This is a genomic window from Tepidiforma sp. (assembly GCF_034433535.1).
Taxonomy (GTDB): Bacteria; Chloroflexota; Dehalococcoidia; order Tepidiformales; family Tepidiformaceae; genus Tepidiforma.
The window spans coordinates 1-22,775 of sequence record NZ_DAOUAO010000042.1 but is presented as its reverse complement, the minus strand read 5'-3'; the positions used below and the strand labels follow the sequence as shown (position 1 = coordinate 22,775).

The window sequence follows — 22,775 nt, the reverse complement described above, 5'->3', positions numbered from 1 at the left end:
AAGGAGAGCTGGAAGCCCGAGACGCCGGGGAGCGAGCCGGTGGGAGCGCGGATTTCGGCCGGGTAATCCGGGAGCGTGGCGAGGTCGTTGCCGAAGACAGCGGCCGTGCGGGTGAACTGCGTGCCGGTAAGCTGCATGCCGTCGCCGGAGTCCCCGGCGAAGCGGATGGTGACCCGTTCGAGTTCTTCAACGATGTGTTCCGGCTTGAGCTGAGCTTCAGTAGTCATGACGGTCTGCTCTTATCCACCCTCTTGTCGCTCCATCACCTGGTGAGGGCGCGGAGGCAGGTTCAGGACGTCTTCGGGGTAGGCTTCCGCGAGGTCGCGGAGGAGGTCGCCCAGCCGCAGGATGCCAACTACGCGGCTGCCCTCCACCACGGGCAGGTTCCGGTAGTGATGCTGCTGCATCAGGGCGATTGCTTCGGCCACCGTCCCTGTGGAGGCAATCACCCGCGGCTGCTTCGTGAGCACCGAAGCCTCGAGCGGCTGGTCCCAATCGAACCCATCCTCCATGCATTTCGCCACAACGTCCCGTTCCGTGAAGATGCCGCGGAGTTCGTCGCCCTCGATGGCGAGGACGCAGGAATCCCCGCGCGCGTTCATCAGGTTTACGGCGTCGCGGACTGACGTGAATGGCGAAACGCTCGCTGGCTCGCTGAGGGTCAGCTCCGAGAGGCGTTGGTTGACGAACCGGCTGAGCCGGGTGCGATCCATCTGCGCTGTCGTTCGCCTGCGTGGGATGGGCGCGGACCTCGCGGACGTGCGGCTGCACGGCGCGCTTCCTCCGATAGTGTACGCCTATCGCTGGCGTCGTGCAGGGCCATCCGCCCTCTCCCGGCCAGCCATCGGCGATATGCCCTACGACTCTTCCTGATTTCGCCCGCCCGTCACCCGCCTGTCTCTGCACCGCCTCCGTTTCGACGTCGATATCCGAAATACGGTCCGCAACCGGCGGAGCATGGGGAACCATGGGCTCGAAGGCGCAGATTCAGACGGTCAAGGCGGAGTTTCTCGACCCCTCGCTGTACGAAGACTCGAGCCTCTCCGGGGTGCCGCGTCTCTCGCGCGGGACGCTGGTCGGCGCGCTCAGCCGCGCGTTCGACCTTGCGGAGGGGCGCAAACCGGGCCACGCCCAGCGGGTGGCCTACATCGGGGTCTACCTTGCGAGCGACCTTTGGCTCGAGCCCCAGCGCATCGAAGAAGTCTTCTTTGGCTGCCTCCTGCACGATGTCGGCATGGCGGCGATGGAGCCGGTAGCGCCGCCGGGGGGCCGGGGGCTGCGCTTCTGGGGCGGGGCGCGGCGTTCGCCCGAGCACCCTCCCCGCGCGGCAGCCGGCAGCTGGGCCGAGGTGATCGAGTCGATCGCCCGGCATTGCGAATCGGGCGCCTCCATCGCCCGGCGGATGGGCTTCCCCGAGACAGTCGCCCGGGCGGTGCTGCACCACCACGATTGCTGGGACGGCTCCGGCCGGCCGGGGGCCCTGCCGGGCAGCCAGACCCCGCTGGTGAGCCGGATCGTCTCGCTCGCGGACCGCTTCGAATCGCTACTCGATACCGAGGCATCCCCGCTGGTGGTCCGCAAGAGCGGCCCGCGACTGGTCGAGGAGATGGCCGGCCGGGAAGTCGACCCGGACCTGGCAGCCCGGATGGCGGACATCGCCGGCCGCGACGACTTCTGGCTCGGGCTGTACGACAACGACCTCGGCGCCGGCCTGATGGCGCTCAACTACGGCGGCATTCTGGCCCGCGAGGAGCTCTTCGACTTCCTCGGCGTGCTGGCCGACGTCATCGACGTGCGCAACGCCCGCGAGGAAGGTTCCGGCCGCCGCATCGCGGAGCTCGCGCGGCGGGTGGCGCTTACCTGCGACATGACCGAGCGGCGGGCGGACCTCGTGAAGGTGGCGGCCCTGCTCCAGGACATCGGTACCCTCGGTGTGCCCGCCCGCTACCTGCGCAAGCCCGACATCCTGAGCGTCGACGAGATGGCTGCCGTCCAGATGCACCCGGTCTACGCCCGCGACATCCTGGGCGAGGTGCCGGGGCTCGGCGCCGCCGCGTGGTGGGTGGGCTGTCACCACGAACGGGTCGACGGTAAGGGCTACCCGGGCATGCTCGAAGGCAGCGAAGTGCCGATGGAAGCGCAGATCATCGGTATCTGCGAAGCCTACGACGCGCTCACGAGCGACCGTCCCTACCGCCGGGCGCTGCCGCGCGAGGAGGCGTTCGACGTACTGCGCGGACTCTCCGGCAGCCGCTGGGACCCCTACGTCCTCTCACGCTTCGAAAGCGTGGCGGGACCGTTCGAGGCCTGAGACGGGCGCCAACCCGTCCGCACGGGCACTTCCCGCAGCGGGGGCCGGGTCGCCGGCCCCCATCCCTTTCTGCTCCCCTCGCCGCGCCTTCTGCGTTGACAGGGCTGCGCTACAATCGCGGCCACCCGCCAGGGAGGTCGCTCATGAACACGCGCGTGGTATCTGTTTCCCGCCAGGTCGGGACCGCCGGGGAAGAGGTTGCCCAGGCGGTCGCCCGGCGGCTGGGCTTTCGCTATGTCGACTACCAGGTGATCCAGCAGGCCGCGGCGGAGGCCGGCGTCTCGCCGGAAACGGTCTCCGAAGCGGAGCACACCCCTTCGCTGCTGACCCGCATCCTGGAGGCACTTGCCCGCAACCCCTCGATGCCGGCCGCGGCCTGGGCCGACCCGGTGCCGCTCGCCACGAGTCCGCTCTTCACCTCTAGCGACTACCGCCGGTTCATCGAGGATGTCATCCGCGACCTTGCTGACCAGGGCGGCTGCGTCATCGTCGGCCACGCCGCGCAGGTAATCCTGCGTGACCGCGCCGATGTCGTGCGCGTGCTCGTGACGGGCTCGCCCAAATGCCGCGCGCGGCGGATCATGACGGGCATGGGCGTCGACGAGAAGGAGGCGCTCAAGATTATCGAAAGGACCGACGCGGAGCGGGTCGAGTATTTCCGCCGCGTCTACGACATCGGATGGCTGACACCCTCCACCTACGACCTCTGCCTGAGTACCGACCGGCTCGGGCCGGAAGCCGCCGCGGAGGTGGTAGTCCGGCTCGCCGAATTGCGCTAGCGGCCCTCGCGCTGCTGCTCGCGGGAGGCCTGCTCCTCGCCGCCTGCGGGGATGACGACAATAGCGGCAGCCCGACCGCGCCGGCCTCGACTGCGGCCGACCTCCTCCCCGACCTCTCCGACCTCGGCTTCCGGCGCGAGGGCATGCTCAGGCCGCCCGCGCTCGACCCGCAGCTCGATGCCGCGGTGGCGATCTACGCCGGGAGCGGCGCGGTCGGCAACGTGCGGGTCGAGGTCAGCCTGCACCCCACCGCCGAGGCCGCCTCAGCGCAATTCGGCCCCATCGCGGAGGCGCTCAAAAACCCCCCGCCTGACCTCTTCGGGCCCGGGACCGTGCAAACCGAGGGGCAGCCGGTCTACCAGGCCGAGGGCGCCCGCAGCTACGTGACGGCCCGCCCGGACCGCGATGGCAACCTCGTCTACACCGATGCATACCGGATGGGGCGGGCTGTCATCATCGTGTACACGCTCGGCAGCGATGCGGACGCCGTCCGCTCGGTGCGTGAGGGGGTCGCCCGCCGACTGGACGGGCGCGCGCCGCGCTAACTCCCCGGCGGCGCCGGCTGGTAGGATGCGCGCCATGGCCGCATCCCCGGAAGAACGCACCCGCCGCCTGCCCTTCGCCTTCGCCAGCCTCGACCCGGCCATCCGCCGGGAGGTGGTCTACCTCGAGGCTTCGGACACCGCCCAAAGCTTCGGCATCCTCTACCGCCCGCCAGGCCGCGAGCCGCGCACGGTCGTCTACCTGATGCACCCGCGGGGCGACTTCACCCGCCATTATGTCGTTCCGGGACTCATGGCCCGCGGGTACGCCGTCTTCGGGCAGGCGAGCCGCTACCTCAACAACGACACCGACATGGTGCACGAGCGGCTGCTGCTCGATATCGCGGCCGGGATGCGCTGGCTCCGCGAGCGCGGCTTCGAACGCGTGGTCCTGCTGGGAAACTCGGGCGGGGGCTCGCTCCTGGCGTTTTACCAGTCGCAGGCCGAGCGGCCTCCCGCGGAACGGCTGACCGCCAGCCCCGGCGGCGAACCGATCGACCTCGCCGGCGAATCGATGCCGCCGGCCGACCTCTACATCGCGGTTGCCGCGCACCCGGGCGAAGGCCGTTTCATGCTCAACGTGATCGACCCCAGCGTGGTCGATGAGCACGACCCCACCAGCTGCGACCCCCGCTGGGACATGTACAACCCGGAGAACGGCTACCGCCCCTTCCCGGAGGCGAGCAGCTACGACCGCGCGTGGCTGGCGGAGTACCGGCTGCGCCAGCGCCAGCGGTCGGAGCGGCTGGACGCCATCGCCCGGGAGTACCTCGCCGAGCACCGCTACTTCCGTGCTCAGCTGCGCTCCGGGGATTTCGCGGGGCGTTCGCCCGGGGAACAGGGGCTCATTCGCCGCCGGGCGCGACTGGGCCGCTACCTGGTCATCTACCGGACGCTGGCGAACCCGGCCTACCTCGACCCCACCATCGACCCGAGCCGCAGGCCGCTCGGCAGCATTTTCTCCCCCGGCGACCCAATCATCGGCAACTACGGACCCGGCGGGCTTGCGCGGGTGATGACGCCGCGGGGCTGGCTGAGCACCTGGAGCGGCACCAGCTCGCAGGCCGAGCTGCCGGATACCATCCGCCGCGTCACGGTACCGACGCTCATCGTCTACCCCGACGGCGACAGCGACATCTTCCCGTCCGAGCAGCGGGAGATTTTCGAGAATAGCGGCGCCGCCGACCGACAGTACGTCACACTCGAATGGGCCGACCACTACCTCAACCCCGTGGGCCCGGAGGGTCGCGCCCTGAAGGATCCGCGGGAGCGCCTCATCGACGTCATCGTGCCCTGGATGGAGGAACGGCTGGGCGAGCCCTAGCCGCCGGGCTCAAGCAGGCCCATCTCGTCCATCGCAATGAGCGTGAGGCGGTCGAGTGCGCCATCGCGCTCGCGGAGAAACCGTGCTACCATGGCCCGTTTTGCACGCGGCAGGTTTTGCCCGAGCTTGAACTTGCCCGTCATTTCATCCAACGGCAAGGCATAAACGGCGGTGGAGGCGAGGGACTTTGCGTACCGTTCAGTATCCGCGATCGGCGCGTACCCGCCTTCCGGCTGGAGTTTCTGCATCAGTGCCTGCAGGGCGGCAGCCTTGGCCGCCGGGTCCTCAATCGGCTGCACCCGGCCATGAATGACCACCGAGCGGTACCAGTTCGTGGCCGGGCAGGCGAGGTGCCGATCGAAGAGGTACGAGGGGAGCAACGCCAGCGGCTCGGCGACCATGAAGCTGACCTCGGCGCCCCGCACGAGCGCGTGCGCCTTCTCCCCCTCCCGGGCGCCGTGAAACACCAGGTGCTCGCCCCAGCGCGCGAAGTTGAGGCTGACAATTCCCGGCGACCCGTCGTGTCGCAGATACGCGAGGCAGCCGTGCGTCTGACGGTCGAGCCATCCAAGCAGGCGGTCCCGGTCGGTCACTTCGGCGTCACGGCGTCGCAGGTTGCCCATCGTGGTCCTCCTTGCACCCGGGAATGGCAGGCACATCGCGGCGAAGTGCCCAGCCGGCGATGCCCGTCTCGATGGATTCCTCGAACCCGAAGAGCACACCGGCAGCAACGGCCACCGGCCACTGCATCGCCCAGCCCAACCCGATACCAAAGAGCGCCAGCCCCTGCGTCACCCGGCGAATGCCGTGCATCAGCGACCACATGGTCCGCGCGTCAGGATTGGGGGTCCACAGGCTATGCCATGCGAGGCGGATGCCGACTCCGATCAGCCAAAGACCGAGGAGGGCCATCGCCCAGGCTGCGGGTAAGCGCCATGCCGATTCCCACATCGCTTCCATGGTTCCATACTGTTGCCAACGGCAGCCCAGATGACAGGGCCACTTTCCGACGAGAAGCAGGGACCATGGACATCGTCATCGACCTTCCGGAGGACCCGGGGCTGCCCGCCTACCGCCGCCTGGCCGCCGGCCTCAGGCAGGCGATCACCGATGGACGCATTCGACCCGGCGAGCGGCTTCCTCCCACTCGAGTGCTCGCCCGGACGCTCGGGATGGCTCGCAACACCGTCCTGGACGCCTACGACCAGCTGACCTCGGAAGGCTACCTGGTTGCCCGGCACGGTTCTGGCACGTTCGTCGCTCCAGAAATCCCCGACCGGGCGTTCGAGGCCGGCCCGGCGAAAGCGGTGCAGGCGCGGGCCGCCGTCCCGGCGCGCCTCGACCTCTCCTCAGCCGGCCGACGCCTGCGCGATGCCGGGCTTACGGGCATGTCAGCCGCAATCCGGGACGCCCCCCTGCGCTGGGACTTCCGCTACGGGACCCCCTCCTTCGCCGAATTCCCGCTCGCCGATTGGCGGTCGCTCACTCGCCGTGTGCTGGACTACCCCGCCCCCGAACTCCTTGGCTATGGCCACCCCGGGGGGTTCCCAGCGCTGCGGGAGGCACTCGCGCGCTACCTGCAGCGGAGCCGGGGCGTCCGCTGCACGCCCGACTCGCTGCTCGTCGTCAGCGGCTCACAGCAGGCGCTCGACCTCACAGCCCGGCTGCTGCTGGACCCGGGCGACGTCGTCGCCATCGAAGAGCCGGGCTACCCGGGCGCGCGGGCGGCGTTCGCGGGGGTAGGAGCGGAGCTGGCGCCCGTGCCCGTGGACGACGAAGGCATGCGGGTCGACCTGATCCCGGCCCCTGCGAAGCTGATCTATGTGACGCCCTCGCACCAGTTCCCCACAGGCGCGGTGATGTCGGCCCCGCGCCGGCTGGCCCTGCTCGAACGCGCCCGCCAGCTGAACGCGCTCATCATCGAGGACGACTACGACAGCGAGTTTCGCTACGAAAGCCGCCCCCTGGCAGCATTGCAGGGCCTCGATAGCGCGGGACGGGTGATCTACACCGGCACGATGTCGAAGGTGCTGCTGCCTGCGCTTCGCCTGGGTTACGTGGTGCCCCCGCCGCAGCTCGCGGACGCGTTCACCGCGGCCAAGTGGGTAACCGACCGCCATGCTTCGCTCCTGACGCAGGCCGTACTCGCCCTCTTCCTCAGCGAGGGCCACTTTGCGCGTCACCTCCGCCGGATGCGCAAGGTCTATGCGCGCCGGCGCGCAGTCCTCATTGCTGCCCTGCGCGAGCATTTCAGCCGCACGGCGTCCATCGGCGGCACAGAAAGCGGCATCCACTTGATGGTGACGCTCCATGGGATGCGCAACGGCGAGGCACTGGCAAACGCAGCGCGCGAAGCCGGAGTGGGCATTTACCCGGCAACCGGGTACTACCTCGGGCCACCGCCGGCCGAGGCCAGCTTCGTCATAGGCTATTCAAGCGTCGACGAGCGCGATATTGCCGCCGGCATCGCTGCGCTGGCTCACGTGGTGCAGCAGTTCGCCGGCTGAGCCCCGAGTTTGACCGACTGCGCCGTTCGGCGGCTACAATCCGGCGATGTTCGCCCGGGTCCTGAGCTGTGCGGTCGTCGGGCTCGATGGCGCGCTGGTCGAAGTCGAAATCGATATCACCCGTGCCCAGCTTCCCGCAATTACGGTCGTCGGCCTGCCCGATACAGCGGTGCAGGAGTCGCGCGAGCGGGTCCGTTCGGCGATTCGCAACAGCGGGCTGGCGTGGCCCGTCAACAACCGCATTACCGTCAACCTCGCCCCGGCCGACCTGCGCAAGGAAGGCCCCGCCTATGACCTGCCAATCGCGCTCGGCATCCTGATCGCATCCGGCCAGGTGGTGGCCGAGGTCGAGGATGCGGTCTTCATCGGGGAGCTGGCGCTCACCGGCGACGTCCGCCCGGTCCGCGGGGTGCTCCCGATGGCCATGACGGCGGCCGCACAGGGCAGGCGCCGCGCGTTCGTCCCGCCCGACAACGCCGCCGAGGCCGCCCTCGTCCAGGGGCTCACGGTGTACCCCGTGCCATCGCTGGCCGCGCTGGCTGCCCACCTCAACGAGGCGCAGCAGCTGACCCCGCAGCCGCCGACACGGGCCGCCGGCGAGGACCCCCTCGCCGCGCAGGTCACCGACTTCGCTGACATCGTGGGGCAGGAGCACGTGAAGCGTGCGCTCGAGGTCGCGGCCGCGGGCGGTCACAACGTGGTCATGAAAGGCCCGCCGGGGAGCGGCAAGACGCTGCTCGCGCGGGCGGTGCCCGGCATCCTGCCGCCGCTCACCAGCGGCGAGGCGATGGAGGTGACCCGCATCTACAGCGTCGCCGGGCTGCTGGGACCGGGCACGGGGCTGATCGCGACCCGCCCCTTTCGTTCGCCGCACCACACGATTTCGAACGCCGGCCTGGTCGGCGGCGGCTCGGTGCCGCGCCCGGGCGAGATCACCCTGGCCCACCGCGGCGTGCTCTTCCTCGATGAGCTGCTGGAGTTCGACCCCCACGTGCTGGAGATGCTGCGGCAGCCGCTTGAAGACAAGACGGTCACCATCAGCCGCGCCCGCCAGGCGGTCACCTTCCCGGCGAGCTTCATGCTCTGCGCCGCGCTCAACCCCTGCCCCTGCGGCTACCTTGGCGATCCTGAACGCGCCTGCACCTGCCCGCCGGCGCTCGTCTCCCGCTACCAGCGGCGGCTCAGCGGCCCGCTCATGGACCGTATCGACCTCTTCGTCGATGTGCCGCGCGTGCCGATCGAGAAGCTCACGGCGGCCGCGCCCGGCGAGCCCTCCGAGCGGGTGCGCGAACGGGTCGCCGCTGCCCGGGAGATCCAGGACCGCCGCTTCCGGGGCAGCCGCACGAGCACCAATGCCGAGATGACGCCCGCCGAGGTGCGCGACCACGCGCAGGCCATGCTCGAACCGGCCGCGGCCGACCTGCTCAAGCGCGCGGTCGAACGGCTCAACCTCTCGGCACGGGCTTTCCACCGGGTGCTCAAGGTGGCGCGGACGGTGGCCGACCTGGCCAATTCGGAGCCAATCACGGCGGCCCACATGGCGGAGAGCATCCAGTACCGCGCCCGGCTCGATTAGGGCTTCGCCGCGGGACCGCCCGGCGGCGGGGGCGTGAACGCCGCCATCATCCGCTGCACCGCCTCGGGCCCGAACCAGCGGAAGGGGCTCTCCGCGGACTCCCGCAGCCACGCTTCGAACTCCCGGGCCGCCTCGTTGGCAAGTTCGCCCATGCGGACGTTCGCCTCCACCAGGGCGCTGGCCGCCGCGAAGAGGTCGGCCCAGCGCTGGAGCACCTCGCCGTACTGCCGCCCGAAGGCAAGGGCGCGCTCGGACGGGAGGGTGAAGGAGGAGCGGGCGCGCGCCATGGCGGGAGTATAGCCGCTCGGGGCACGCGTCACCTGCTGACGTCTTTCGAACATTTGTGTTGACGGTCGCACATCTGTTCGCCTATGCTGCGGTCATTCTCGAACGGATGTGCGAACCATGGTGAACCCCGGCCTCACGATCCTCGTCGACCTCGTACTCATCGGCACCGCCGCCTTCCTGCTCGCGGCGATGGCCACCGAGGCCATCGAAGCGCGCCGCCCGCACGTCGGGCGCCGCCAGGGCGGCTGCGTTCGCCCGGGGAAGGTGCCGCAGCGTCGCACCGCCCTCCGGTCGACGGTGGGGAGGCGGGCCGCCTGAACGGGGTCAGGGCGCGGTGCGGCGGAGGGGCAGCGGCTCGTCCTGCTGCTGGTTCTGCCTGCGGCGCCGCTCCTGGATCCGCTCGACCGAGCGGACGCCGCGGACGATTTCGATGCGCGAGAGCAGGCGCGAAAGCTGCTCGATGCCGGTGGTCTCCAGCGTGGCCATGATGCTCACCGAACCATCGCCGTTCTCGATGGTGCGCACGCCGACCATGTTGACCTTTTCATCGGTGACGACCGTGGTGATGTCGCGCAGGAGCCCGACGCGGTCCCAGGCTTCGATCCGCACGGAGACCGGGTACAGGCGGCTGACGGTGCCCCATTCGACCTCGACGATGCGCTCGCGCTCTTCCTCGTTGAGGATGTTGAGGCAGTCGGCCCGGTGGACGGTGACCCCGCGGGTGCGGGTGACGTAGCCGACGATCTGGTCGCCGGGGACGGGGTTGCAGCAGCGGGCCATGGTGGTGAGCAGGTTGCCGACCCCGAGGACGCGCATCCCCGGGCCGCCGAGCTTGGCCGGCTCCTGCTTCTGCGGGAGGTCCGGGGGCGGCTCGGCCTCGGCCTCCTCCCGCTCGATGAGGGCCGCCACCTTGCGGGCGATGCTGTTGGTGCTCACCCCGCCGTAACCGATGGCAGCGAGGAAATCGTCCCAGTTGCTGTAGTTGAACATCGCGAGCAGCTGGTCCTGCCGCTCGCCCATCTCCCAGCCGAGCCGCTTCAGCTCCTTCTCGAGCATTTCGCGGCCGCGCTCGATGTTCTCTGCCCGCTCCTGCTTGCGGAACCACTGCCGGATCTTCTCCCGGGAGTGAGCGGTGCGGACGTAGCCGAGGTTCTGGTTGAGCCAATCGCGCGAGGGCCCCTTGCTCGTCCGGCTGCGCAGGATTTCGACCACGTCACCGGTCTTCAGCTGCGAGTTGAGCGGCACCATCCGGCCGTTCACCTTCGCGCCGACCGTCTGGTGGCCGAGGTCGGTGTGCACGCGGTAGGCGAAGTCGAGCGGGGTCGCGCCGCTGGGCAGGTCGAGCACGTCGCCCTTGGGCGTGTAGACGAAGACCTGGTCGTGGAAGATGTCGGTCTTGACCGATTCGACGAACTCGTCGGCGCCCACGAGGTCGCGCTGCCACTCGAGCAGCTGCCGCAGCCAGGCGATGCGCTCCTCATCGCGGCCGACCTGCTTGCCGCCCTCCTTGTAGCGCCAGTGGGCGGCCACGCCGTACTCGGCCACGCGGTGCATTTCATAGGTGCGAATCTGGATCTCGAGGGGCCGCCCGCCGGGCCCGACCACGGTGGTGTGCAGCGACTGGTACATCGAATCCTTGGGGTTGCCGATGTAGTCGTCGAACTGGCCGGGGATGGGCCGCCAGAGGGCGTGGATGACGCCGAGGGCGTGGTAGCACTCGGTCACCGTGTCCACGAAGACGCGCATCGCCAGGAGGTCGTAGATCTGGTCGAACGTCTTCGACTGGGCGGAATAGCGCATCATCTTCTGGTAGATGCTGTAGATGTGCTTGGCCCGCCCGGTGATCTCGGCGCGGATGCCTGCCGCCTCCAGGTGCTCCTTCAGGATGGCCGAGGCCTCGGCGATGACGCGCTCGCGGGTGACGCGCTTGGCGGCCAGCAGCTCCGCGATCTCGCGGTACTTCTCCGGCTCGAGGTAGCGGAAGGCGAGGTCTTCCAGCTCCCACTTGATCTGCCAGACGCCCAGGCGGTTGGCAAGCGGCGCGAAAATCTCCTGCGTCTCGAGCGCGATCCGCCGCTGCTTCTCGGGCGGGAACGCCCAGAGCGTGCGCATGTTGTGCAGCCGGTCGCAGAGCTTGATCAGCACGACCGAGATGTCCTCGGCCATGGCAAGAAAGATCTTGCGGAGGTTCTGCGCCTGGGTGCTGCCCCAGGCCGGGTCGAGCCCGCCGACGTTCATCGGCAGCTTATCAAGGCGGGTCAGGCCATCGACGAGCTTCGCCACCCGCGGGCCGAATTTCGCCGCGATCTCCTCGTTCGAAACGCCGCAGTCCTCCTGCACGTCGTGGAGCAGGGCCGCGGAGATGGCGAGGTGGTCGAGCTCGAGGTTTGCGACGAGTTCGGCGACAGCGACGGGGTGGGAGATGTAGGGGTCGCCGGTCTTGCGGAACTGGCCGGCGTGGCACTTCTCGGCGAAGGCGAAGGCTTCGCGGATGATGTCGAGGCGTTCGGCGGGCAGGTACTGGGAGGCGCGCTGGATGAGTGCGTCGATGGTGACGCTCGCTACGGCTGGCTCACCAGGGCTCACGGACATGAGCGATCGCCTCTTTGCCGGGGCAAACCTTCTTTTTATCCTACCATGCAACGACCCCCGCCCGTCAGGAACACCTCCATGACCCGCTTCCAGGCCCCCCGCGGCACCCAGGACGTGCTGCCCGCGATGCAGCCATACTGGCAGGCCGTCCTCGACGCCGTCCGGGACGTGACCCGGCTCCACGGCTTCCAGCGCATCGATACCCCGGCGTTCGAATACGCCGGCGTCTTCGAAAAGGGCAGCGGCGATACCACGGATATCGTCGAGAAGGAGATGTACGTTTTTAAGGACCGCGGCGGCGAAACGCTCGCGCTCACGCCGGAGGGGACGCCCGCCATCGTCCGCGCCTACCTCGAACATGGCATGGGCAGCTGGCCCCAGCCCGTGCGGCTCTACACCACCCACCAGATGTTCCGCTACGACCGGCCCCAGAAGGGCCGCTACCGGCAGCACACCCAGTTCGACGCCGAGGTCCTCGGCTCCGCGGACCCGCTCGTCGATGCCGACGTGATCATCATGCTCTGGCGGCTGTACGAGCGGCTCGGCATCCGCGGCGTGACCGTCCGGCTCGGCTCGCTCGATGACCTCGAACCGCGGCGGGCCTACATCGAACGGCTGAAAGCGTACTACCGCCCCCACCTGGCGCAGCTCTCGGAGGATAGCCAGCGGCGGTTCGAGCGGAACCCGCTGCGGCTGCTCGACAGCAAGGACGAGCGCGACCTGCCGTTCAAGGAGGGCGCGCCGAAGCTGATCGACCAGCTCAGCCCGGCCGCGCGGGAGCACCACGAGGCGGTGCAGGCGGCCCTTACCGCCGCGGGCGTGCGCTTCGTCATCGACCCCCTGCTGGTGCGCGGGCTCGACTACTACAACCGCACCGTCTTCGAGGTGGTCCCGGACGACGACGAGCGCGCGCAGGGCACCATCGGCGGGGGCGGGCGCTACGACGGCCTGGTGGAGCTGCTCGGCGGCCCGCCGACCCCGGGCATCGGCTTCGGGACCGGCATCGAACGGATCATCCTGGAGTTGCAGAAGAACGGCATTGTGTTCGAGCCGGGGCCGCTCGCAGAGGTCTTCATCGTCCACCGGGGCGAAGGCTCGGGCCCGGCGGCCATCGCCCTGGCCGCGGAGCTCCGCGCGCGCGGCATCGCCACCGTCATCGGCGAGGGCGCTCGCTCGTTCAAAGCGCAGCTCCGCTCGGCGAACGCCGCCGGCGCGCGGCTTGCCATCATCCTCGGCGAGGACGAGCTGCGCGAGGGGGCGGCTACGCTGAAGGACCTCGCCGGCGACGGCGCGCAGGAGACGCTCCCCCGGGGCGCGGTGCCCGCTGCCGTCGCAGCCAGGCTTTCCGGCGCCTGAACCTGCCCCTTTCCGCTGCGGCCGGTACGATCGTCGAATGACGGACGAGCCCGACTACTACGAACTGCTCGAGGTTTCGCCCAATGCGAGCCCGGAGGTCATCGACGCGGCCTACCGCAGCCTGGTGGCCCGCCTCGGCGCCGACCCCGACCCCGCCGTGCGCGAGCGCCGGAGGGAGGTCGAGGCGGCCTACGCGGTCCTCTCCAACCGCGAGCGCCGGGCCGCGTACGACGCCCGCCGGAACGGCGCCTCCCGGGCGCCGGCAGAGCCCGCAGCCGCAGCAGCCGCGCCTCCCCCCGGGATGGTCGTGGCCTGCCCGCGCGACCCGGGGGTGGAGACTGCCCTGCGCTGCAGCCGCTGCGGCACGCCCATCTGCCCGAAGTGCCTGATCCAGACGCCGGTCGGCGCGCGCTGCCGGGATTGCGCCCGGATGGCGCGCAACCCGATTTACACCCTCACCGCCGGTGGCATGGCCCGGGCGGCGGTCGCCTCGCTCGTGGGCGGGGTTGTGATGGGCGTCGCCTGGGGGGTCGTGCTGCTGCCGTTCACCTTCGGCTTCTTTGCCATCTTCGTGGGGGCAGGGCTCGGCTACGCCTTCACGCGCGTGCTCGAAGCGGCGACCGGCAACAAGCGGGGCCCGGCGGTGGTGTCGTTCGCGATCGCGGGCATTCTCGTAGCCTGGGGCGTGATGGTGCTGATCGTGCCGCAGGTGTGGGCCTACGGGCTGCTGCCCGCCGGGATTGCGGCCTACCTGGCCTACCACAATCTGCGGTAGCGCGCGGGACGGACTCTGGAGCAAACGAACCGGGCAAGTCCCTACTGGACGATGAAGCTCATCGCCACGATGAAGGCGAGCGTCACCGCGCCCACGGCGGCGATGCCGAGCAGGTCCCGCTTGACGTAGCCGTAGTCCTTGGCGACGTGGTGCTCACGCACGCGGCCGGGGATGGTACGCCGCGCGGGGAGAGGTTCGCCGGCGGCAGCTGGAGAGGCGGTTGGACGGGGAAGAGTTGCCGCGGGGGCATCGGTCCGGCGCCGGCGCCGGGGTGGTCGAGCGGTCATCGGAGGCATGCTACTCCGCGGCGCGGCAATGCTCTAGCGGAGCTCAGACTTCCTTGATGGCGAGGTCGATGGTGAATTCGCCGAAGGAGACCACCAGCGGCACCACCAGGCGGGTCAGGTTCAGGGTGGCGATGCTGCTGCCGCGCCCCAGGAGCAGGACGGGCGGCGACATGTCGCTCGGGAAACCGTTCCGCTCGAGCCCGATGCCGGCCTGGCCGGTGATCATGTTTGCGAGCTCCGCAATGGCGCTCTGCGGCAGGGCATCGAACTCCTTCACCGGCTCGCCGATCATGCGCGAGGCGAAGCCCTTCGCCGTCTCTTCCGACATCGAGTAGATGACCAGGCCGGCGACACCGCCGGTGATGGCGATGAGGACGGACACCTCGTTGCTCGTCTGCGGAGAGCGGACGCGGTGCACCTTGCCGCGGGTCACCCGTTCGCCGCACTCCTGCTGGATGACCCGCGCCGCCGCCTCGACGAACGGCGCCACCAGCTCGACCCGGGTGCTTTCGCCCGCTTCCGCTGCGGCCTGGGCGGCCTCGGCGACAGTGATCCTGGCGTGCATGCTTGCTTACCTCCTCGTGCGTGAACCGAAGCCGCTAGCCGACCTGCAGCGTGCGCCCCAGGTCGCAGGCGTAGGCGCCGAAATCGTCGATATCGCGTGAGGTGATGGTGACCGTGGACGGGATAATGCCCGTCTCTTCGAAGCGCATGGCGATCTCCCAGCGCGCCCACGTCTTGAGGAGCGTGGCCTTCTCCACCGGTGCGAAGCGGGCGCGGGCCATCTGCTGCACCAGCTTGCGGTGCGCGTCCTGCGAGATGAGCACCGTCACGTTGGACATGCCTGACCGTCCGCCATCGACCTTGAACACCAGGCGGTGGAAACCGGTGCCGCCGTTCATGATCTCCGACGACATCAGCACCGCCCGGATGGGAATCGTGCTAGCCATCCGCAGGCTCCTCAAACGGTCTCACCCAACCATCATCGTCAATGAGCCCCTCCACCTGTAGCGCGAGTTTGCGCCCGTGGGTGCCGGGGAAGCCGGCGAACCGTTCGCAGTTGCCGACCATCACCCGGAGCGGCTCATCGACGGGCTGGTCGAGCACGATCACATCGCCCGGGGCGAGCTGCGCCAGGTCGGTCGCCTCGACCCAGGCGCTGCCCAGCCGCGCGCGGACCACCACCTTCATCGGCCGCAGCTGATCCTCGCGGACGCGCTCGTGCTCGCGGCTGCCCCGGCCGGGCCGATTGTCGAACAGGCTCTGGCCGGTCAGCTTCGGCAGGATCTGCTCGAGGATGGTCAGCGGGAAGCAGAGCGAGATGCCGCCGGTCTGTTCGGCCAGCCGGATTTCGTACCAGGCGGTGATGACGAACTCCGAGGGCGGGATGGCGTGCATCACCTGCGGGCCGAGCGCGAGCTCGGAGACATCGGGCGTCAGCTCCACGATGCGCGCCCACGGCTCGATGAGCGAGCGGGCGATGTCCATCCCGATGTGGCGGATGAGGGCGATTTCGATATCGGTGAGGTCGCGGTTGAGCACGCGAGGCGCGCGCTTGCCCTTCCCACCGAGCAGCCGGTCGATGATGCCGAAGGCGACATCGAGCCCGAAAGCCGCCACCGAGTAGCCCTGGAGGGGCGACATATCGATGATGACGACAACCGACTGGGTGCCCAGCTGGCTGACGTACTCCTCGTAGATGCCGCGTTCGAGGGCGCTGAGGCGGGATTCCACCGGCGCGCGCAGCCGGGCGGAGAAATTCGCCGCCATCGAGCTGGCGACGCCCTGCTGGATGATCTGCAACCCGCGGAGCTGCTCCTTGGAGAGCTTCTCCGGGTGGCGGAAGTCGTACGGCTTGACCCGCCGGGTGCCCGAGTCCTTCCGGGACGGCGGCGGCAGCGTGACGATGGTGTCAGCATCGAGCTGGCTGACATCGGCGCTGAGGAGGGCGTCGATCTCGCGCTGGGTCAGGACGGCGTTTTCGGAAGCCACAGCGGCCTTTCCTCCTCCGCGCAGTCTCTTCTTCATGACTATCGGCAGGAAATCCGCGAAATCCCTAGCCCGTGAACGAGGAATCCCTCGAAGCGGCGGACGCCTTAGGGGAGATCCGGAGACGGTTTGGGGGATGCTGCCAATGCCCGCCGGGGCACGGCCATTCGTAGCTTTGACTAGCGCCCCCGGCCGACCGTGCCGGGAATTTCCCAGGGAGGACTACTGTGGCCAGGTTCGAATCCGCTTCGGAGACGGCAGCACTGCCTTCGGGCGAGGAGCACGTCGTCATCTTCAAGCTGGGCGAGGAGTACTACGCGCTGGATATCCAGGCCGTCCAGGAGATCGTCCGGATGCAGACCATCACCAGCATCCCCGGGGCCGACTTCTGGGTCGAAGGCATCACCAACCTGCGCGGCCGCGTGGTGCCGGTCATCGACCTGCGCAAGCGCTGCGGCGTGCCGGCCGGCGATTACACGAGCGAGACGCGCATTGTGGTGGTGAGCAGCGCGACCGGCATGGTCGGACTGATCGTCGATGCCGTCTCCGAAGTGATGCGCATCCCGGCCGACCAGGTCGAACCGCCGAGCGCGATCGTGACGGTCCCGGAAAACAGCTACCTGCGGGGCGTCGCCAAGCTGGAGGATCGCCTGGTTTCGCTGGTCGATCTCGATGGGGTGCTCCCCGCGCCGGCCGAGGACTACGCTGGCTATTCCCGCGCAGCCTGAACCGGCCCTCAGCGCGACCCATCGCCGGCGTGTTGCTGACACGCTGCGCATGCATGCCACCAACGGGAGGAGTGCCGCCGCATGGCCAGCACCAAGGGAACCCCTTTGCAGTTCGACCTCGATGACGAGGACCTGAAGCTCTTCCTGGAAGAGGCGGAGGAACAGATCGAGCTGCTCGACCAGTCGCTCGTGCAGCTCGAAGGCGAACCGGACCCGGCCCTCGTCCAGAAGATTTTCCGCGCCGCGCACACCCTGAAGGGGTCGAGCGCCACCATCGGCCACAAGAAGATGGCCTCCCTGACCCACGCGATGGAGACGGTGCTCGATGCGGTTCGGCAGGGCCGGCGCGCCCCCACCTCCGACGTGGTGGATGCCCTGCTCGCCGGGCTGGACGCCCTGCGCGTCCTCGCCAATGAGGTGGTCACCCGGGTCGATTCGGGCATCGAGACGGCGCGGCTGGAGGCCGATCTCCACGCTGTGCTCGAGGGCGAGGCCCCCGGGGCGGCCCCGCTGGAGCCCCCGGCGGCCCCCGCCTACGAAGTGCCGGCCGCGGCGCTCGAACCCTTCCGCGATGAGCTGGCGGAGGGCCGCAGCGCCATCCTCGTTGTGGTCGATATCGCCGATGATTGCCAGCTGCCGTCGATTCGCTGCTACCAGGTGCTGCAGGAGCTGGAGAGCATCGGCAGGGCGGCGGTGTGCTGGCCCGACCGGGAGGTGATCGAGTCCGGGGGCGGCGAATACCAGATGGCCGCGCTGCTCATCACCCCGAGCACCGAGGAGCAGGTGGTCGCTGCCGTCAGCGCCGTGAGCGATGTGGCCCGGGTGCGCACCAAGCTGTTACCCGCCGGGTTCGCGGGCGGGACGGTGGAGGGCTTCGCCCCCGAGCCGGCGGCGCCCCGCCTGCAGGCCGTCCCGGGCGGCCAGCGCGACGAGTCGGCGCCGGCCGAGGGCAGCCGGGGGTCCGCCGCGAAGAAGGGCTCCCAGTCGGTGCGTATCGATGTCGAGCGGCTCGACGGCCTCATGAACCTCGTCGGCGAGCTCGTCATCGACCGCACGCGGCTGCAGCAGGTGCGCGAGCAGCTCAGCAGCGTGCTGCGCGATGCCAACCTCAGCGAGCTGATGGACAACTTCGAGGAGACCACGGCCCACCTCGCCCGGGTAACCGATGAGCTGCAGGAACAGATCATGCGCAGCCGCATGCTCCCGGTGCGGTCGGTGCTGTCGCGGCTGCCGCGGCTCGTCCGCGATGTGGCGGTCAAGTGCGGGAAGAAGGTGGAGCTGGTCACGGCTGGCGAAGAGACGGAGCTCGACCGCTCCGTCATCGAGGAGATCTCCGACCCCCTGGTCCACATCCTGCGGAACGCGGTCGACCACGGCATCGAGACGCCGGAAGAGCGCCGCGCCCTGGGCAAGCCCGAGACGGGCACCGTCACCGTTACGGCTTGGAACCAGGAGACCTACATCTACATCTCCGTGCGGGATGACGGGCGCGGCATCGATACGGCGGCGCTGCGCCGCAAAGTCGTGGAAAAGGGCCTGATGACCCGCGAGGCCGCGGAGACGGCGACCGAGGAGCAGGCGGTCCAGTGGATCTTCCTGCCCGGGCTTTCAACCGCGAAGCAGATCACCGATGTCTCCGGCCGCGGCGTCGGCATGGACATCGTGCGCACCAATATCGAGCGGCTGAACGGCCAGATCACGGTCAGCAGCACGCCGGGCAAGGGCTCGGAGGTGATCATCCAGCTGCCGCTGACGCTGGCCACCACCAAGGCGCTGATGGTCTCGGCCAACGGCATCGTCTACGCCATCCCGCTCGTCTCGGTGACCGAGGCGCTGGCCGACCACGAAGCCGACATCCACACCGTCTCCGGCCGGAAGACGCTGCGACTGCGGCAGCGCCTGCTGCCGATGATCGACCTCGCCGCCGCGCTCGGCGATACCCGGCCGCGCACGCTCCCGACCGACGGCTACTTCGTCGTCGCCGCACGCCACGGCGACCGCCAGGCGGCCTTCATCGTCGACCGGCTCCTGGGCGAACAGGACGTCGTCGTGAAATCGCTCGGCGACCTCCTCGGCACCCGCAAGGGGCTGACCGGGGCCACCATCCTCGGCGACGGCACGCTCGGCCTCATCGTCGATATCGCAAGTCTCGTCTCGGAGCAGGCGGCGCTGGCCGTCCCGGCCTGAGCCGAACCACGGTTCGCCCAGTTTCGGAGGAGGACATATGGCTGTTGAAGAGCTGATCCCTGCCCTGGAGGTGGTCGCCGCCGAAGGGGCGAGCCGTGCGGGCCGGGGCCTGAGCGGCCTGATGGGCCAGGAGATAGCGATCCACGTGCCGAATATCCGCGCGGGCACCAACACCGACCTCTGCGCAGCGGTCGGCGGCGACGAAAGCGTGGTCCTCGGCTCGTACCTCTCCATCTCGGGCGACATCACGGGGCACGTGATGCTGCTCTTCCCGGAGCAGCGCGCCCTCGAGTGCGTCGACCTCATGTGCGGGCAGGAGCCCGGGACCACGCAGGAGCCGGACGAGATGGCCTTCTCGGCGATCTCCGAGCTGGGGAACATCGTGGGCTCCGCGTTCGTCAACGCCCTGGCCGACCACCTCAACCTCATCCTCCACCCCAGCCCGCCGACGGTCATCCACGATATGGCCATCGCACTGGTGGAGTCCGTCTACGCCGAGGTCCTCTCGCAGGGCGGCGATGTGGTCATGATGGACGCCATCTTCGAAGACCAGAAGGGCCGCACGGCGGGGCTGCTGATCGTCGCTCCCGACCCGGTCTCCCTCGCCGCACTGCAGAGGGTAGCCGCATGAGCACGCTCGTCGCCGAAGCCCGCCGGGTTTCGGTCGGGATTGGTCAGCTCGCGGTCAGCAAGGATGCGAACGAGGTCCTGGTGGCCTACGGGCTGGGTTCGTGCATCGGCATCAGCTGCTACGACCCCGAAGCGAAGGTCGCGGCCCTGGCCCACATCCTCCTGCCGGCATCGAACGGCAAGCAGGCCGACCCGCGCGAGCCGGCCCGGTTCGCCGATACGGGAGTCGACCTCTTGCTGCAGAAACTGGCCGAGGCCGGGGCCAACCGGCGGCGGCTTATTGTGAAACTGGCCGGCGGGGCCGCGGTCCTCGGCGCCGCCAACGCCGAGAAGTTCAAGATCGGCGAGCGCAATGCCGAAGCCATATGCGAACGGCTGAAGCAGCACGGTATCCGCGTGTCCGCGGCGGACATCGGCGGCACCAGGGGCCGCACCATGGAAGTCCACGTGGCCACCGGGAAAACCTTTGTGAGAACCGCGGCTTCACCGGCCAGCGAGTTGTAGGAGAACCAGCAATGGCAACCATCCTCGTCGTCGACGACGCCGCCTTCATGCGCATGCGGATGTCGAAAATCCTCACCGAAGCGGGCTACGAGGTGATCCAGGCCGAGAACGGGCTGGATGCGCTCGAGAAGTACCGCACCGCGAAGCCGGATGCCGTCCTCATGGATATCACCATGCCGGAGATGGACGGCCTGACCGCCCTCAAGGAGATCCGCAAGGTCGACCCGAACGCGAAGGTGGCCATGGTCACCGCGCTGGGGCAGCAGCAGATCGTGCTTGAGGCGGTGAAGAGCGGCGCCAAGGACTTCCTGGTGAAGCCCGCCGAAGCCGACCGGGTCCTCGCAGCCGTCAGCAAGCTCTGCAACTAGGAGGCTCCCGGTGGCATTCCCGGCTCCCTCCCCCGCACGGCCGATCCGGGTCCTCATCGTCGATGACTCGGCGTTCATGCGCCGCGCCATCGAACGGCTGCTCACCGCCCGCCCGGGCATCCAGGTGGTCGGCCAGGCAGCCGATGGGGTCGAGGGCATCCGCATGGCGCTCGAACTCCGGCCCGACGTCATCACGATGGACGTCGAGATGCCGAAGATGGACGGCGTCACGGCCGTCGCTGAGCTGATGAAGACGGTGCCGACGCCGGTGGTGATGGTTTCGACGCTGACCCATGAGGGCACCGAGACCGCCATTCGCGCGCTCGAAGCGGGCGCTGTGGAGTGCGTCGGCAAGCCCTCCGGCCTGAGCACCGACCTCGCCAACGTCGCCGACCGGCTGTACGAGGCCGTGCAGCGGGCCAGCGTCGCGCGGGTACAGCGGCGCCGCGGTCCCCTGGCCCCGGTGCCGCCCCGCCCGGCGGCGCTGCGGCCGCCTGCTGCCGCCCCGGCATCCGGGACGCCCGCCACCTACGTGGTCGTCATCGGCTCCTCGACCGGCGGACCCCCGGCGCTCACCCAGGTGGTGCCCCACCTGCCCGCCTCAATCCCGGCTGCGGTGCTCATCGTCCAGCATATGCCTGCCGGCTTCACCGGCGCGCTCGCCCGGCGGCTGGATTCGATCTCGCAGGTCCCCGTGGCCGAGGCGAAGGACGGCGAGCTGCTGACCACCGGGCGAGCGTTCGTCGCGCCCGGCGACTTTCACCTCCTCGTCGGCCGCGACCGGCGCCTCCGCCTCGACCGGGGCCCCACCCTCCACGGCGTCCGCCCCAGCGTCGACCTGACCCTGTTCTCGGTGGTGGATACCTACGGCGGCGCCGCCAGCGCAGCCATCCTGACGGGCATGGGGCGCGATGGCGCGGACGGTGCGGCCCGGCTGGAGGCCGCCGGCGGGCACATCGTGGTGCAGGATGAGGCCACAAGCGTGGTCTACGGCATGCCGCGCGTCGCGCTCGAAAAGACCCGCAACGCCCGCCAGGTCCCCCTCGAAAAAGTCGCGTCGACGCTCGTGGCCACCATCCCCGCGAGGACAGGACGATGACCGAAGAATCGCACGACCCGCAGTGGCTTTCGTTCCGGCGCGCCCTCGAGGCCGCCATCGGGGTCCCGCTCGGCCAGTACAAGGAGCCGCAGATGAAGCGGCGCCTGGCCAGCCTGATGACCCGGCGCGGCATCACCAGCTGGTCGGCCTTCACCCGGGCTATCGCGCAGGACCCGAAGCTGCTCGATGAGGTAAAGGACACCCTCACCATCAACGTCAGCGAGTTCTTCCGCCAGCCCGAACGCTTCCTCGAGCTCGAAAAGAAGTGGTTCCCGAAACTCCTCCAGGAGCGGCGGACGCTGAAGATCTGGAGCGCCGGCTGCTCCATCGGCTGCGAACCGTACACCGTGGCGATGATCCTCGACACGATCGACCCCGCCGGCCGCCACTCCATCCTCGCGACCGACGTGGATATGCCCATCCTCTCCCGGGCACGCGAAGGCGCCGGCTACCTCCCGAGCGAGGTCCGCTCCGTCCCGCCGGCCTACCTGAAGAAGTACTTCATCCACGAGCAGGGCACCTACCGGGTGATCGATGAGATTCGCCGGCGGGTGACCTTCCGCCGCCACGACCTGCTCAAGGACCCCTACCCGACGGACCTCGACCTCATCCTCTGCCGCAACGTGGTGATCTACTTCACCGAAGAGGCCAAGCAGCACATCTACACGGGCTTCAGCAAGGCGCTCCGACCCGGCGGCGTGCTGTTCATCGGCGGGAGCGAGATGATCATGCGCTCAGGCGATATCGGCCTCAGGACGGCAGGGACGAACCTCTACCAGAAGGCGGCCTGACGGCCCCCGCCCGCTCGCTCGCCGGCAGCGGGACCAGGCGCTGGGTCGCCAGCCACGCCAGCAGGGCGCACCCGGCGCCGGCCAGCACATCGGCCACGTAGTGCTCGCCGAGGTAGACGAGGGCGGCGGCCATGGCCAGCGA

The 22,775-nt window shown here is 69.3% G+C and carries 24 protein-coding genes and 2 pseudogenes; 16 read left to right on the top strand and 10 right to left on the bottom strand.

Annotation, left to right across the window (positions count from 1 at the left end; all coding sequences use genetic code 11):
- Positions 1-227 (bottom strand): annotated as a pseudogene (locus tag VAE46_RS02325) (2-oxoglutarate ferredoxin oxidoreductase subunit alpha); the annotation flags it as partial.
- 12 nt (positions 228-239) lie between these two features.
- Positions 240-713, bottom strand: coding sequence for a CBS domain-containing protein (locus VAE46_RS02320; protein ID WP_322795297.1), 474 nt, complete (start codon positions 711-713; stop codon positions 240-242).
- A 254-nt stretch (positions 714-967) separates the two neighbouring features.
- On the opposite strand from VAE46_RS02320, the gene VAE46_RS02315 reads away from it, so the two are divergent.
- From VAE46_RS02315 to VAE46_RS02300, 4 genes are all read left to right on the top strand, one after another.
- Positions 968-2,311 (top strand): HD-GYP domain-containing protein, encoded by a 1,344-nt coding sequence (locus VAE46_RS02315; protein ID WP_322795296.1) that lies wholly within the window; start codon positions 968-970, stop codon positions 2,309-2,311.
- 143 nt (positions 2,312-2,454) lie between these two features.
- Positions 2,455-3,090, top strand: coding sequence for a cytidylate kinase-like family protein (locus VAE46_RS02310; RefSeq protein ID WP_322795295.1), 636 nt, complete (start codon positions 2,455-2,457; stop codon positions 3,088-3,090).
- A gap of 143 nt (positions 3,091-3,233) precedes the next feature.
- The gene (locus tag VAE46_RS02305; protein ID WP_322795294.1) at positions 3,234-3,635 is read left to right on the top strand and encodes a hypothetical protein; all 402 of its coding nucleotides are present in this window, start codon (positions 3,234-3,236) and stop codon (positions 3,633-3,635) included.
- A gap of 34 nt (positions 3,636-3,669) precedes the next feature.
- Positions 3,670-4,956, top strand: a complete 1,287-nt coding sequence (locus tag VAE46_RS02300) for a hypothetical protein (RefSeq protein ID WP_322795293.1) — start codon at positions 3,670-3,672, stop codon at positions 4,954-4,956.
- On the opposite strand, the gene VAE46_RS02295 is transcribed toward VAE46_RS02300, so the two are convergent.
- Both VAE46_RS02295 and VAE46_RS02290 read right to left on the bottom strand, forming a co-directional pair.
- On the bottom strand, positions 4,953-5,579 hold the full coding sequence (locus tag VAE46_RS02295; protein WP_322795292.1) for a pyridoxamine 5'-phosphate oxidase family protein: 627 nt from the start codon (positions 5,577-5,579) through the stop codon (positions 4,953-4,955). The genes VAE46_RS02300 and VAE46_RS02295 overlap by 4 nt on opposite strands.
- Positions 5,557-5,916 (bottom strand): hypothetical protein, encoded by a 360-nt coding sequence (locus VAE46_RS02290; protein WP_322795291.1) that lies wholly within the window; start codon positions 5,914-5,916, stop codon positions 5,557-5,559. The genes VAE46_RS02295 and VAE46_RS02290 overlap by 23 nt, the downstream gene beginning before the upstream one ends.
- A 65-nt stretch (positions 5,917-5,981) precedes the next feature.
- Between VAE46_RS02290 and VAE46_RS02285 the strand changes: the two genes are divergently transcribed.
- Together VAE46_RS02285 and VAE46_RS02280 are read left to right on the top strand one after the other, a co-directional pair.
- The gene (locus VAE46_RS02285) at positions 5,982-7,463 is read left to right on the top strand and encodes a PLP-dependent aminotransferase family protein (protein WP_322795290.1); all 1,482 of its coding nucleotides are present in this window, start codon (positions 5,982-5,984) and stop codon (positions 7,461-7,463) included.
- 46 nt (positions 7,464-7,509) lie between these two features.
- Entirely contained in the window at positions 7,510-9,039 is a 1,530-nt protein-coding gene (locus VAE46_RS02280; RefSeq protein WP_322795289.1) for a YifB family Mg chelatase-like AAA ATPase, read from the top strand.
- On the opposite strand, the gene VAE46_RS02275 is transcribed toward VAE46_RS02280, so the two are convergent.
- Entirely contained in the window at positions 9,036-9,326 is a 291-nt protein-coding gene (locus VAE46_RS02275; RefSeq protein ID WP_322795288.1) for a hypothetical protein, read from the bottom strand. The two genes, VAE46_RS02280 and VAE46_RS02275, sit on opposite strands and share 4 nt — an antisense overlap.
- A 118-nt stretch (positions 9,327-9,444) precedes the next feature.
- On the opposite strand from VAE46_RS02275, the gene VAE46_RS02270 reads away from it, so the two are divergent.
- The gene (locus VAE46_RS02270) at positions 9,445-9,645 is read left to right on the top strand and encodes a hypothetical protein (protein WP_322795287.1); all 201 of its coding nucleotides are present in this window, start codon (positions 9,445-9,447) and stop codon (positions 9,643-9,645) included.
- A 6-nt stretch (positions 9,646-9,651) separates the two neighbouring features.
- Here the strand turns inward: VAE46_RS02270 and VAE46_RS02265 are convergent, their stop codons facing one another.
- The gene (locus tag VAE46_RS02265; RefSeq protein WP_322795286.1) at positions 9,652-11,919 is read right to left on the bottom strand and encodes a bifunctional (p)ppGpp synthetase/guanosine-3',5'-bis(diphosphate) 3'-pyrophosphohydrolase; all 2,268 of its coding nucleotides are present in this window, start codon (positions 11,917-11,919) and stop codon (positions 9,652-9,654) included.
- Positions 11,920-11,997: 78 nt separating this feature from the next.
- Between VAE46_RS02265 and hisS the strand changes: the two genes are divergently transcribed.
- A complete protein-coding gene (gene hisS, locus VAE46_RS02260; protein ID WP_322795285.1) occupies positions 11,998-13,275 on the top strand; it encodes a histidine--tRNA ligase in 1,278 nt (425 codons plus the stop codon).
- Positions 13,276-13,312: 37 nt separating this feature from the next.
- Positions 13,313-14,050, top strand: coding sequence for a DnaJ domain-containing protein (locus VAE46_RS02255; RefSeq protein ID WP_322795284.1), 738 nt, complete (start codon positions 13,313-13,315; stop codon positions 14,048-14,050).
- Between the two features lie 330 nt (positions 14,051-14,380).
- Here the strand turns inward: VAE46_RS02255 and VAE46_RS02250 are convergent, their stop codons facing one another.
- The 3 genes from VAE46_RS02250 to VAE46_RS02240 are packed head-to-tail and all read right to left on the bottom strand — an operon-like array spanning position 14,381 to position 16,329.
- Positions 14,381-14,902: a chemotaxis protein CheX gene (locus tag VAE46_RS02250; protein WP_322795283.1), complete on the bottom strand. Its 522-nt coding sequence runs from the start codon at positions 14,900-14,902 to the stop codon at positions 14,381-14,383.
- Between the two features lie 34 nt (positions 14,903-14,936).
- Positions 14,937-15,287, bottom strand: a complete 351-nt coding sequence (locus VAE46_RS02245; protein WP_322795282.1) for a hypothetical protein — start codon at positions 15,285-15,287, stop codon at positions 14,937-14,939.
- Positions 15,280-16,329 carry a flagellar motor switch protein FliM gene (locus tag VAE46_RS02240; protein ID WP_322795281.1) on the bottom strand — a complete coding sequence of 350 codons (1,050 nt, stop codon included), beginning with the start codon at positions 16,327-16,329 and terminating at the stop codon, positions 15,280-15,282. Before VAE46_RS02240 ends, VAE46_RS02245 begins: the two co-directional genes overlap by 8 nt.
- A 224-nt stretch (positions 16,330-16,553) precedes the next feature.
- Between VAE46_RS02240 and VAE46_RS02235 the strand changes: the two genes are divergently transcribed.
- The 7 genes from VAE46_RS02235 (at position 16,554) to VAE46_RS02205 (ending at position 22,633) form a co-directional block, all read left to right on the top strand.
- Positions 16,554-17,054, top strand: coding sequence for a chemotaxis protein CheW (locus VAE46_RS02235; RefSeq protein ID WP_322795280.1), 501 nt, complete (start codon positions 16,554-16,556; stop codon positions 17,052-17,054).
- 81 nt (positions 17,055-17,135) lie between these two features.
- Complete coding sequence (locus VAE46_RS02230) at positions 17,136-19,241, top strand: chemotaxis protein CheA (protein WP_322795279.1); 2,106 nt, start codon at positions 17,136-17,138, stop codon at positions 19,239-19,241.
- Positions 19,242-19,278: 37 nt separating this feature from the next.
- A complete protein-coding gene (locus VAE46_RS02225) occupies positions 19,279-19,872 on the top strand; it encodes a chemotaxis protein CheC (RefSeq protein WP_322795278.1) in 594 nt (197 codons plus the stop codon).
- Positions 19,869-20,375: a chemotaxis protein CheD gene (locus tag VAE46_RS02220; protein WP_322795277.1), complete on the top strand. Its 507-nt coding sequence runs from the start codon at positions 19,869-19,871 to the stop codon at positions 20,373-20,375. Before VAE46_RS02225 ends, VAE46_RS02220 begins: the two co-directional genes overlap by 4 nt.
- Positions 20,376-20,386: 11 nt before the next feature.
- Positions 20,387-20,743 (top strand): response regulator, encoded by a 357-nt coding sequence (locus VAE46_RS02215; protein ID WP_322795276.1) that lies wholly within the window; start codon positions 20,387-20,389, stop codon positions 20,741-20,743.
- Between the two features lie 10 nt (positions 20,744-20,753).
- Entirely contained in the window at positions 20,754-21,842 is a 1,089-nt protein-coding gene (locus VAE46_RS02210) for a chemotaxis response regulator protein-glutamate methylesterase (protein ID WP_322795275.1), read from the top strand.
- Positions 21,839-22,633 (top strand): protein-glutamate O-methyltransferase CheR, encoded by a 795-nt coding sequence (locus VAE46_RS02205; protein WP_322795274.1) that lies wholly within the window; start codon positions 21,839-21,841, stop codon positions 22,631-22,633. Before VAE46_RS02210 ends, VAE46_RS02205 begins: the two co-directional genes overlap by 4 nt.
- Here the strand turns inward: VAE46_RS02205 and VAE46_RS02200 are convergent.
- Positions 22,593-22,775, bottom strand: a pseudogene (locus VAE46_RS02200) (hypothetical protein); the annotation flags it as partial. The gene VAE46_RS02205 and the pseudogene VAE46_RS02200 sit on opposite strands and share 41 nt — an antisense overlap.